Here is a 13,157-nt window from a genome sequence, read left to right as displayed (position 1 = left end):
ACAGAGCCAATAGTAATGTTACGGAAATTTGCTGAGCTAAAAATGCACTGGTGGACAACCGAAAATTAGACGAAATTGTACATAGATGCGTAGTCTAAAATGCTACTAGTGAATCGACTCTCATCTGTTGACAATTTTTTGAGAATCCTGCCACTTTCTATGAATAGTTACTTTATCAACCGTGTTTTAGAACTGACCAACATTGAACGCAGTAAGTATGGTTTGCAACCACTAACATCAAATCCTCTGTTAGCGCAAGCCGCCCAAACTCACAGCCAAAATATGGCATTGCAAGACTTTTACAGTCATACAGGTTTAGATGGTTCCCAACCTTGGGATCGCATCAAGGCTGCGGGCTACCAATATTCACAGGCAGCCGAAAACATTTATGCCAGTCCTACCACACCAGAAGCAGCGGTAGAAGGATGGATGAACAGCCCCGGACACCGTGCCAACATTCTTAATCCTGCTTATCGAGAAATTGGCATTGGTTATTACTTTCTAGAAAATGATACAGGTAATGTTAACTGGCATCATTATTGGACACAAAATTTCGCTACACCGCTCAATGATACCCCAACGAACCCACTAATAATTGGCACTCCAGGAAATGATTTACTAACAGGTAGTGCAGGAAATGATACTCTTTTAGGAGCGGCAGGTAACGACACCATCAGAGGCGCAGCAGGAGATGATTATCTCAATGGCAACATCGATAACGACTTCGTTTTTGGTGATGAAGGAAACGATTTAGTCTGTGGTGGACAGGGAGACGATTTTGTTGTTGGTGGTGCGGGAAATGACTTTCATGTAAATGGAAATAAGGGCAACGATCAAGTTTTTGGTGGGGATGGAGACGACACTGTATATGGTGGTCAAGGTAATGATATTGTCCAGGGAGAAGCAGGAAACGATCGCCTTTATGGAGACTTGGGTGCAGATACATTAATTGGTGGTGCAGGTACAGATACTTATGTGTTAAGAGAAGATGCACCCGACATTATTTACTACAACGGTTTCGAGGACTTTATCGGCTTAACTAGTGATTTATCTTTCGGTAAACTTCGCTTTGTACAAGGATTTGATGAATTTGTTAAAGATGGGCAAATAGAAGCGCAAATTATCAATGCTAGTACAGGTAATCTTTTAGCAGTATTACCAGGTGTCAATATTACTTCCCTTGCTGCTGATGATTTTGTTTCGGTTTAGAGTTAGATTTTGAGTAGGAAAATTTATGTTGATTAACAACCTTCAAAAACTTACAAGCATCGCTGCAACTGTAGCTACTTTTTTTGTAACATTGCCAAACTTAGCCTATGGTTTCGGTGGTTTTGACAACCGCACTAATTGGGAAAAAGCGGTTTCTAATTACAACATAATTACAGAGGATTTTAATTCTCTCGTAGGTAACATTACCGCAGATACAAAACTTCCCTCCAATCTTGTCAACAAAGTTCCTTTTACTGTCAATTCAGGTGAAGCTAAATCAAATTGGGCAGCATTTGATATTGTTTTCCCTGACGAAGTAATAGCTTTTGGTTTTGATATGATCCAACCTTGGCGCTCACCCAATCGCGATGCCATACTAGGAAACGTCAAATTTTTTGACGATCAAAATAACATAGTTAATCATTTAGGCGTACAATTCACTAGCTACGATGAAAACTTTGTTGGTTTTTTCCTGGGTGAAAATTCACGAGTCCGTCGCATCGAGTATCTGTGGTGTGGAGTTTGGCAAGGCCCAGATCAGCCCCCTGGTTATTGTAAAGATGAATATGCTCAACAAACCATTGACAATTTTAGTTTTGTTACTCCTAAATCTCAGCAAAAATCTGTTCCCGAACCTGATAATAGATTAGGAATTTTAGGATTGGTTTTACTCACAATTGGTTTGTTAAAAAATTCCCAACGCCAAAGGAGCATTTAATTACTCTGAGTTTAGCAAAAGGCAGATAATAATTTACCCACATATTGGTAAAATTCACTGCGATCGCACTAGTGCTTAGTTAAAGAGGAAAAGTATTTTTCTCTTTAACTTTTCCCTGTTTAATAATAATTAATAACAGTAAAATCACTAAAAATTAATAACAAATTTACCAGACAACTGAGATTCCGTAAACTTACATAATTAAACCGAGCAAAAATATAATCAAGAAACTGGCAGATGCTGCCTTGACAGATCGTTAGCTAACACAAATCAAGATCGCACAACTGAACAAGCATGAAGTGTTACAAAAATTCTATTTGCTTAGTTCTGTCTTCGTGGAACCTGCGACCTCTTCCTCTGCCTTTTCCTCTGGTACTAGGAGAACCTCTATCTGGTGGGACAGCCTCAGCTATAATGATAGTTTCTGAACTAACTTTAGCCCTATTCTGAGCTTTCAAGTTAGGGTAAAAAACTAGAAAACTACTTAGCATGATTATTTCCGAAACAATTAAAACTAATTTCATTTGCTTTGACCTCAACTGCTTTTTAACAACTTAGATGAATTACGAGTGCAATTAGTTCCCTGTTTCAGACTAAAATTATGATTTCCATATCAATGCCTAATTCTATGTAGGCTCTACAGACGTTTTACAAGAGATCTCGTGACGATCAGGAAAGAAATTTTTCTTACTCTAGCACTATTGACAATAATTATAGAAAATGTTGAGCTTTCTGCAATAGGTGAAATTACGAACCTTTTGGTAATTTCAGTAAGTATAGGACTTACGCGAAAATTCTTATTTATTGTAAGTAAATCAGTTTTTCGAGCAATATACTGTCACCAGAAAGCCAAATTATTTTGTTTTTTACATCAATTCCCAAATCTAAAAATTAGGGAATTTTTGCACAAATACGGGGTGCGTTCGGATGAGCGACAAAGTAATCTTTTAACCATAAGCAACCCCGCTTGAGCAATTCATCTAAATCTTCCACAAGCCAACGCTTTACTGTACCATCTATTCCCGCAGTGACTAAGTATTTTCCATTGGGACTAAAACTCACACTGTAAACTCTACTTTCGTGACCGTTAAATTGGGCAATTAACTGTCCTGACGGCAACCATAACTGTGTTGTTCCGTCCTGTCCAGCAGTAGCCAATAGCTGACCATCTGGGCTATAAGTAGCATTCAATACTCCGCCCTGACTAGTAGTAAATTTGTTTAATTCTTGACCAGACAAATTCCAAACTCGAATGGTTGTATCAGTTCCAGTACTAACTAACTGCTGACCATCTGGACTAAAATTGACACTGAAAACTTCGCCTTCATGACCGGAAATAATTAACTGCTGACCCGACAAATTCCACAGCCGAATAGTGCCATCTTTTCCGGCTGAAGCTATGTATTTGCCATTGGGACTAAAAGTAACACTATTAACCAAGCCTCGATGACCTTTAAATAGAATAGGTGGTGGTGATGAGGAAATTTTCCAGAGGCGAACAATACCATCTTTTCCCGCTGTGACGATACTTTCGCCATCAGCACTAAAACTGGCACTATAAACGCTATCTGGATGAATTAGCGATCGCACTAACCTTTTTGATTCCCAACTCCATAATCTCACTTGTTTGTCATCTCCTGCCGTAGCTAACAGCTTTCCATTCCGACTAAAAACTACACTATTAACTCCATCCCGATGGTATTTAAATTCAGCTAATTGTTTGCCTTGGAAGTTCCAAACTTTAGCTATCCCATCTTCTCCAGCTGACGCAAAATACTTTCCATCAGGGCTAAAATTTACACTCCAAGCTTCTGGCCTATGTGCTACCCAACTTGATGCTAATTGCCGCGAACTTGTCAGAGGCCATTCAAAGTTCCAAATTCGCACTTTTCCATCTCCGCCTGCTGTGGCGAGGATTTTTTTATTGGGACTAAAGCTGAGACTGTCCACCCGTTTTTGATGACTGGGAAATTCTCCTAATAATTTTCCACACAAGTTCCAAAGTCTAGCTTTCCCATCAACTCCGGCAGTAGCTAAGTATTTTCCATCAGGACTAAAACTGACATTTAATACCGGGCTTCGGCTATTTGTCCATTTTTTTAAAGGTTGTCCCAATGACTTTTCGGCAATATTCCAAAGTCGAACAGTTCCATCATCTCCCGTAGTTGCTAAGCGTTTTCCATTGGGGTGAAAACTCAGACTAATCACCGCCCGTTGATGTCCTATTAACTTCTTAACTTCTCTTCCCGATGGCAGCCAAATTCTTGCTGTCCCATCTTCACCAGCAGTGGCAATATATTTGTCATCTGGGCTAAAAGTTGCATTCCAAATTGGGCCTGTGTGACCTTTTAGTTCTCCTAATTGTTTACCTGATAAATCCCAAATTATCGCCGTTCCGTCTTCTCCCGCAGTCACCAGGCGCTTGCCATCTCGACTAAAATTGACACTCCAAACTTGGCCTTTGTGACCTTTTATTTGAGTTAATTCTTTGCCTGATAAATCCCAAATTCTCGTTGTTCCATCTTCGCCCGCAGTGGCAATATATTTACCATCTGGACTAAAATTCACACTCCGCACTGACTGATTATTATGGCTTTTCAATTTGAGGATTTTTTGACCGTACTGGTCTAAAATTTCGATAATTCCATTCTCTGCTGTAGTTGCTATATACTGCCCATTAGGACTGAAATTCACACTAAAAACTCGACCTGAATCAATATTAAAATAATTTTGTTCATTAATGTTACCTAAAATATCTTGGAGAGTTGATACTGGGCTGAGTGCCGGATATTTCTGCCATGAATGCGAGGATTTAACGATTTCTTTTAAGCGATTTCCTGATTCGATCGCTGATAATAAAGCTTCTAATTCTTCATTTCTAAATTGTCGCAAAGTGTTGGCTGCTGATTGTTCTAATTTTACGCCTTCTTTTGCTTGTTTGGCTTCTTTGTTGGCTTGTTGAAGAGTGGTATTTGTCCAAAAAGCAACACCGATCGCACAAGCTGTAGTTAAAGCTAATCCCACAAAACCTGTACGAACTGTTCCTCTAGCTTTCTGCTGCGCTGCTTTTAAAATTCGATTTGCTTCAATTTGGACATTTAAGGCAACTTGCACCTGTTCTTTATCTAACTTTTGGCTAGCAGATAAAAACTCATAATCCTGATTGCCTAAATTTTTATTTTCCGCCCACGCTAAAGCATCCTGCAAAGCTTGACCATGCAATAATCGCGATTTATCCTGACAATTTGAAGCTAACCAAGCTGTCAATGTTTCGGCGTAAGGTCGCAGATTACTTAATTCTTTTTTCACCCAATCTAAATTAAAAACTGCAGCATAAATTGGATTGTAAATTTTTAATTTACCTTGTTGTTCGACAACTATACCTAATAAGCGCAATTCCATTGATTCTAAGCTACCATCAGCTGTGACTTCCCCATGTTGTAAAATTTGCTGATATAGTCCTAAAATTCTCGCTAAACGTTCACCTTTGTTCAAAAAGCGATCGCGAATTGTTCTCAAATGTTCCGGTTCATCTTGAGCTTCCCAATTTTCAATAATTCGGCTCTGCACTAAATTTTTCACCGCTTCTACTTCGGCACCTGCATCAATAAAAACTTCCCCATTTCGGATAATTTTACAAAGTCTTTGCGTCAAAAAAGGTTGTCCACCTGTCCAGTACAAAATCTCTTTTAACACCGCTTTAGGATTGCTAGCTTTATCCGCTATTCCACTAGCTAACGGCGCAGCTTCATCTAACTTAAACCCGGACAATTCTATAGCTTGACCAATATTAAAAGGCGTGCGGTTTTTATCCAAAATTAAATCCGAAGGAGTCGCTACACCTAATAAAGCAAAACTCAATCGTTGATAATCTGAATTTTCCGCCCTTTTGTTGTAACAGGCGCGAATAAAAGCAAAAAAATCATCACTAGAAAAATTTAAACTTAAAACACTGTCTATTTCATCGATAAAAATTACAATTGGTTTGTCAACTTCTTTTAATAAAACTGCTTCAATAAATTCACTAAAATTTTGTAATGGCGAAAGATATTGCCGATCGCGCCACCAAGTCCGCGAACTAACTTTTAAATTAAAATTAGTTACCAACTTGTGCGTAATTCCGGCATACCATTGTTCTATTGTAATATCCTGACTACCAATGGCAGTTAAGTCAATTCCCGCACAAACAATTCCTTCCCTTTTTAATCTCTGCATTGTTTGGACTCGCAAGCTAGATTTACCCATTTGTCGCGAGTTCAACACATAACAAAACTCTCCAGCTTTTAAAGCTTCATATAACTCTTGATCTGCTTGTCGCTTCACATAAGTCAGCGCATTTAGTGGTAAACTACCGCCTACTTGATAATAAGAATCTAAATTATGATCGTGATTCATAAGTGTATTATTGGAAGCGATCGCTATAAAATTTCTAGTCATTACTTTTGTAACCTCATTCATTAAATTTCTTCGTTTTGGCTAGATTTAGCGATGAAACAATCAGTTCAAAGCTATGTAGTTACACCTCCGATTTGTTTTAAGCCTTCAGGATGGCTATCTAAATAATCTCTCAACCAATCATCAGCTTTTGTTAATAACTCATTCAAACTGACAATTTCCCAAGTATTTACCGTACCATCCTCTCCTCGACTAGTTAAATATTGTCCATCAGGACTCAATCCTACACTACAAACTCTTGTATATTGGCTACACAACGAAACCAAAGGTTTCCTTAAATCCCAAATTCGGAATGTTCCATCTGCACCTGCGGTTGCCAAAAATTTTCCATCTGGACTAAAGCAAACATCCCGAACTGTACCCAGATGTCCATTCAATTTTAATAAAAGTTCTCCAGACAAATCCCAAATTTTAATTGTACTATCCTTACCAGCAGTAGCAATATATAATCCATCATGACTAAAGCTAATATTTTGAATTTCGCTATGTTCTGTTTGCCAGTGAAACATTCGTCGTTTAGAAAAGTCCCAAAGTCGGAGAATATTGCTTTTTTCGATCATTACTAAGCGTTGTCCGTCAGGACAAAAAGTAATTTCAGTAATTTTCCCCGGAATACTTTGATTCACTTTCAGTTCCAAAGGTTGTTGCTGAAAACGCTTCCATAAACGGACTATCCCATTACGAAATGCCGCAGTAACGCATTCTCCATTTGGGTAAAAACCAACAGTAGTTATCCAACTTGGATGAATATTTCTGTTAGCTATCTGTTGCCCTGAGAGATTCCAAAATTTAATGCCATCTTCAGCAATTGTAACTAAAATTTTCCCATCCGGGCTGAATTTAGCTTCAATTACTGCACTGCGATGACGATCAAATTCATGAATCTGTTGTCCTGAAAAGTGCCAAAGTCGAGTAGTATTATCCTCTCCTGTGGTAGCTAGATGCTGCCCATCAGGACTGAAATTAACATTCCAAACTTCTCCTTGATGAGCTACAAATTCAATTAACTTTTGCCCTGAGATACTCCATATTTGTACTTTACCATTTCGATCTCCAATTGCCAAATACTGACTGTCATGAGAAAACCTAATGGAAGTAATTCCTCGCCAATCAGCAAAAAATTTGTTTTTTTCCCGGATGTAGGTTAAAATAGATTGTAAAGCTACTAAGGGACTGAAGCTGGGATAGTTTGTTAAAGAAATTTCATCATTAATCAGCGATTTTAAAGCTTGTCCTGCTTGCAGTGCCAACATTAATGCGTCAAGTTGTTGGCTTTCAAATAATCGCAAAGCACTAATACCAGTTTGCTCAATACTTGCTGCTTCTTGAGCAATTTGCTCCTCATCTGACGCAGATGAGTGAATTTCTTTTAATTTTTGATGAGCTTGAGCAATTTCTCTCGTTTCTAATGATTGGCTAGCAGTTAAAAATTGAAAATCTTGAGTACTTAAGCTTTTATCTGCTGCCCAATCTAAGGCATCTTGTAATGCTTTTCCGCGCAATAAATAGGTTTCATCTTTTCTATCTGTGGCTTCCCAAGCAACGATCGCATCTGTATAAGGACGTAAATTAGCTAAAGATTCATCTACCCACTGGCGATTAAAAACTAACTCATAAATCCGATTATAAACTCGTAATTTCCCATCTTTTTTCACCACCAATCCCGATAATTGTAATTCTAATTGGTCGGAATTATTATTAGCAGCCATCTCCCCTTGCTGCAAAATTTGTTGATACATTCCCAGCAGTCTACCTGGTTGTTGGCAACTTCTCAATAAGCGATCGCGTATTGTCCGCAAATGTTCTGGTTCATCCTGTGCTTCCCAGTTGTCAATAATTTGAGAAGTAATAATCTTTTTAATCCAATCCTTTTGGTTATAAATCTTATTTTTTGGGTGGAAATTCGCTTCACAACTGAGATAATTCTGGATAATTCGACAAACCTTTTGCGTCAGAAAAGGCTGTCCACCAGTCCAGTCTAAAACCTCTTTTAAAACCACTTTAGGATCGCGAACTTTTCCCTGAAAACCTTTAAGTAAAGGTTCTGCATCTGCTAATTTAAACCCACAAAGTAGAATTGCTCGACCAACATTAAAAGGCGTACTTTGGTGTTTAGCATCAATTAAATCGCCAGGAGTAGCTACACCCAACAACGCAAAAGTTAACCGCTGATATTCTGGGCGATCGGCCCGATTATTATAACAAGCCCTAATCGCAGTAAAAAAATCATCGACTCGGAAATTTAAACTGAGAACACTATCAATCTCATCTATAAAAATGACAATTTTTTGATTAATGCGACTCAGCAATACTTCTTCAATAAATTCATGAAATCGCTGTACCGGAGAAAATAAATCTCTTTCTCGCCACCAACTGCGTAAATTAAAGTTACCCGCCAAATTAAAACTATTAACTAATCTTTGAATAACTCCCGCATACCATTGTTCCGGTGTAATTTGCTGACTACCGATCGCCGTAATATCGATCGCAGCACAAACCACACCAGACTCTTGCAAACGCCGCATCGTCTGCACTCGCAAACTAGATTTACCCATTTGTCGCGAGTTTAAAACATAACAAAATTCTCCCGCTTGTAACGCCTCAAACAACTCATCATCTGCCTGTCTTTTTACGTAAGTGGGAGCATCTACTGGTAAACTTCCCCCAACTTGGTACATATCCGCAGAATTTCTTAAGTTTAATTCAGCCATTCCATTTTCGATTAATTTTAGATTTTCTCCCCTGTTCCGAGAGTTCCGAGAGCGAAGCTGCTGCCTTAACTAGCAACTTAAATGACTAACAGTTTAATCTAGACGATCGCGCAAATAAAACCGATAGAGATCGCATCTTGGACTACATTCATTTCCTTGCAAATATACTAAACCCATACTATGCAATTTAAACGCTGATAAAGCTTCTAATCGCACTGGACTAGTAGCATTCATCACCTGTTTAATTCCGCTCGCCAATTCTGGATTCTGTTGTAAATTCCACAAATGTCGGCGTAAATGATCGGCATAAAGCCCTGCTTCCGTAGGCGCAACTGCTAACAATTCGTCTAAAGAAAGATCGCCCCTTTGAATATTATATAAAGCCAACCTGATCAAATAAGGATGACCCCCTACCATAGCCATCAACTTTGCAACTTCCGCCTCCTCCCATTGTAACCCATAACGCTGGGCTAAATCTTGAACTTGTACTCGATTAAACTCTGGTAATTCAATAGGTAAACCCACATTAAAAGGCGATTGATTAATACTAATCGGAATATAAACCTCCGTTGAATGTACCACCACCAACCGTAACTTTTTCCAAATATCCCGATTTTTAGCATCCTCATGCCAAGCTCGTAACAAACCAAAAAAATCAGCCGCAACTTCTGGATATTGAAACACACAATCCACTTCATCTAATCCCAAAACTAAGGGACTGTCGATATTCTGTAATACATATTCTTCAAAATAAGCAGTACAATTATCTTTACTGCCAAAAATCTCATCCCAATAATCATCCAACCGATTAGCTAACCGCAATCTTCTAGCGATACTAGCAGCAAACCAACGTAAAAATTTATCCAAATCAGTAAAAACTTTCCCATCAGCTAATTGAAAACTTAAAGAAACAGCATTAAAGCCAAAATTTGCCCCATGATGTAAAATTCTCGCTAACAAAGAAGTTTTACCCATTTGTCTAGGAGCCTTAATTCTAATTAAAGAACCAGGCTGTAAAACCGTTTCATAACATCTCGATTCAATGGGGGGTCTTTCCACATAAAAAATCGAAGCTAACTCTACTTGACCTTCTGGTAATTCTGGAACTTGAGGTAATTCTGGAATTGCTACAGGCAAAGGTTTAGCTTGGGAATCGGATATTGCTACAGGATGTTTTTGAGTTTCTGTAGTTTCTTCTTGTTCTCTTCCTTCCCTAACTATTTCGAGAATTTCTTGGACAATTTTCGGAGTATCTTCAGCATTATGCCATTGACGCTGCTGAATGCAACTTAAATATTCTCTTAAGTTGTAATTTAATGGGGAATTGAGGGGAAAATTCACCCTAATTGGCAGAATTACTGGTTTATTTTGGGAATTGCGATCGCGCAACTCCTTCGCCCTTCGCACCTCCTCAATCACCATTTCACTCGTCACCGACTTCTCAGATAACAACAACAATAAATAATCACTTTCTTTTAATTCTGCCTCAATTCTTTGCGGCCATCCTTCTCCCAAACGAATACTTTGTCCCGCCATAAAAGCTTCATGTCCCGCCGCTTTTAAAGCCCGATAAAACTCTTCCGCCAAACTCAAATCTGGATCGTGACTGCGATAGCTAATAAAAACTCTCTTATTAGTTGATTGACCAATATCTAAAGCCGGAATTTGGTAAACTGTTACAAGTTCTTCAATACCTTTAACTTCCCGTACCTGTTGATAAATTCCCGGTAACGGCAAGCGATTTTTCACCACATCATAGACCGTTTGCGAAATACAAATACCACCAGCTTGGGCTGCTGTTTGCAGACGTGCTGCCATATTTACGCCATGACCTTTAACCTTTCCCCCCGCAAAATGAGCCACATCTCCTAAATGAATTCCAATGCGATGTTTGAGTACATTATTTTCTGGCAATCCAGCAGCAGATTGAGCAATTACTTTTTGAATTTCTTGAGCACAAGCTACTGCATTTACCGCACTAGAAAAGTACATAAACAATCCATCGCCAGTATCTTCAACTACCCTGCCCTTAAATTGTTCACAGATTCGCTTCATTAGTTGCAAGTCACGGTGAACTAAAGCCAAGGTACGATTTTGGTCAGCAGCCATTTTGGAAGTATATCCCTCTACATCCGTAAAGACTATAGCGGCTAATGTAGAATCTGCTTCTATTAACGGTGTTTCCAGATTTTCCTTTGATTCCATAAGTGGAGTTTCCTCGGATTAACTCAGCTTAGAAAGCGTGAGGAAATTAATCATTTGATTTTAGTATTCACAAATTTTAGTTTAATTCCGGCACCGAATCAGGCTCAAAGAATAGCGATCGCCACACCATTTTGCTAAAATTTGCTTTCGTACCCTAATTTTCAGGTGATTTTTTTAGCTTACTGTCAGTAAAATTACTGCCCTAGAAATCTAACCTGAGAATTTATCCTTCAGTCTCTTGATGTTTTTCCTAACTCATGATTTTTCTCATTTTCTCAATAATTATTAACATTTCCGCTAAGATAGTCCCTGACTCTCAAGCCCAAACCAAAAACCCCACTTTCTTTCATTACTAACCTAAGTTCCTCGTTTTGCAAAAGCCTAGTTTATCCCCATATTTTTCCCCTGCAAATCGGGTATTTACATCAAGAAACTGGGATTTAAGGAATAGCGGTTTCATACGTAGTAACTTGATTTACCAGCAAAGATCTATTTCGGTAGGATGATGTAAAGTAAATCCTCAGTAGGAAAAAATATTACTAAAGTAGATTGACAATAAAACAGTTGCTAGAAATCATTTCAAAAACTTCCTCTAATATGAATCGTTTTTCATCCTCTAATTCTGTAGAAAAAGACCGTATTTTGGTTGTGGATGATTCACCTGATAATGTGTTTCTCATTCAAGCTATTTTGGAAGAAGAGGGCTATCAAGTTTCTACAGCTTCAGATGGTTTTTCTGCTATAGCTCTCATTGAAGAATCACCACCCGATCTATTATTGCTAGATGTGATGATGCCCGGAATGGATGGCTTTGAAGTCACCCTACGAGTGCGTCAAAATACAAGTTTACCATTCATGCCCATTTTGCTCATCACTGCTTACGACAATCTTAGTGTAGCCAAAGGATTAGACAATGGTGCTGATGATTTTATCCACAAACCTGTAGAAGTGGATGAATTACTAGCAAGAGTACGTAGCCTTCTCCGACTAAAACACAGCATAGACGAACGCGATGCTATTGCTCGTCAGAGAGAAGATTTTGTTTCCCGTCTCACTCACGACTTACGGACACCATTAATTGCAGCCGATCGAATGTTGGGTTTAATTCGTCAAGGAGCCCTGGGTGAAATCTCTCCCACTATACTAGAAGTGCTAGACACAATGGTTCGCAGCAACCAAAATCTCCTAGCAATGGTAAACACATTGTTAGAAGTATATCGTTATGAAGCTGGACGTAAAACACTCACTTTTAGCCAAGTTGATCTGACAGAAATCCTCAAACAAGCAGTTCAAGAATTGCAACCTTTAGCTGATGAGAAAAACTTGTGTTTAAATCTTGATTTAGGTAAAAAAGCCACAGATTCCTCAGATGGAAAAATTACTATCGAAGGCGATCGCTTAGAACTACATCGAGTTTTTATCAACCTAATTGGCAACGCCATTAAATTTACTGAAGCTGGATCAGTAGAAGTTCACCTGATAAATCAGGCTGAGAAAAATAGCAATTCTAAACCTTCAATTATAGTAGAAGTTGAAGACACAGGGCCAGGTATTTCCCCAGAAGATCAAACCAAATTATTTGAAAGATTCCGCCAAGGTAAACACAAACAATCTGGTAGTGGTTTAGGTTTACATCTCTCACGCCGCATTGTAGAAACCCACCAAGGAACCATTGATGTTAAATCAGAATTAGGCAAAGGTAGTTGTTTCACTGTCTCTTTACCAGTCAAACAATCCCACAATTCCTAAATTTGGGCAATTGTGTTTAAATATTAGACAGCCAAGAGTTCATTCCCAGATGATAATCAACTCTTGGCTGTCACTATTTATACCATTGTTTAAACAACACTTTAACTCAA

6 protein-coding genes are annotated in these 13,157 nt (G+C 38.6%); 3 read left to right on the top strand and 3 right to left on the bottom strand.

Translation table 11 applies throughout. From position 1 onward, the window contains the following. Positions 1–159: 159 nt before the first annotated feature. Both ACE1CI_RS24300 and ACE1CI_RS24295 read left to right on the top strand, forming a co-directional pair. On the top strand, positions 160–1,209 hold the full coding sequence (locus ACE1CI_RS24300) for a CAP domain-containing protein (protein ID WP_413261199.1): 1,050 nt from the start codon (positions 160–162) through the stop codon (positions 1,207–1,209). A gap of 25 nt (positions 1,210–1,234) precedes the next feature. Beyond that, positions 1,235–1,927, top strand: coding sequence for a hypothetical protein (locus ACE1CI_RS24295; RefSeq protein WP_496615772.1), 693 nt, complete (start codon positions 1,235–1,237; stop codon positions 1,925–1,927). An 891-nt stretch (positions 1,928–2,818) separates the two neighbouring features. Here ACE1CI_RS24295 and ACE1CI_RS24290 read toward each other — a convergent pair. From ACE1CI_RS24290 to ACE1CI_RS24280, 3 genes are all read right to left on the bottom strand, one after another. Continuing rightward, positions 2,819–6,364, bottom strand: coding sequence for a WD40 domain-containing protein (locus tag ACE1CI_RS24290; protein WP_413261196.1), 3,546 nt, complete (start codon positions 6,362–6,364; stop codon positions 2,819–2,821). A 71-nt stretch (positions 6,365–6,435) separates the two neighbouring features. After that, a complete protein-coding gene (locus ACE1CI_RS24285) occupies positions 6,436–9,093 on the bottom strand; it encodes an AAA-like domain-containing protein (RefSeq protein ID WP_496615771.1) in 2,658 nt (885 codons plus the stop codon). Positions 9,094–9,186: 93 nt separating this feature from the next. Continuing rightward, on the bottom strand, positions 9,187–11,298 hold the full coding sequence (locus ACE1CI_RS24280) for an AAA-like domain-containing protein (RefSeq protein WP_413261194.1): 2,112 nt from the start codon (positions 11,296–11,298) through the stop codon (positions 9,187–9,189). 597 nt (positions 11,299–11,895) lie between these two features. On the opposite strand from ACE1CI_RS24280, the gene ACE1CI_RS24275 reads away from it, so the two are divergent. Beyond that, a complete protein-coding gene (locus ACE1CI_RS24275) occupies positions 11,896–13,047 on the top strand; it encodes a hybrid sensor histidine kinase/response regulator (protein WP_413261193.1) in 1,152 nt (383 codons plus the stop codon). Positions 13,048–13,157 lie beyond the last annotated feature (110 nt).

Source organism: Floridaenema flaviceps BLCC-F50, from assembly GCF_041929275.2.
In the GTDB taxonomy this organism is placed as follows: Bacteria; Cyanobacteriota; Cyanobacteriia; order Cyanobacteriales; family Aerosakkonemataceae; genus Floridanema; species Floridanema flaviceps.
This window is presented reverse-complemented; position numbering and strand designations above follow the sequence as displayed.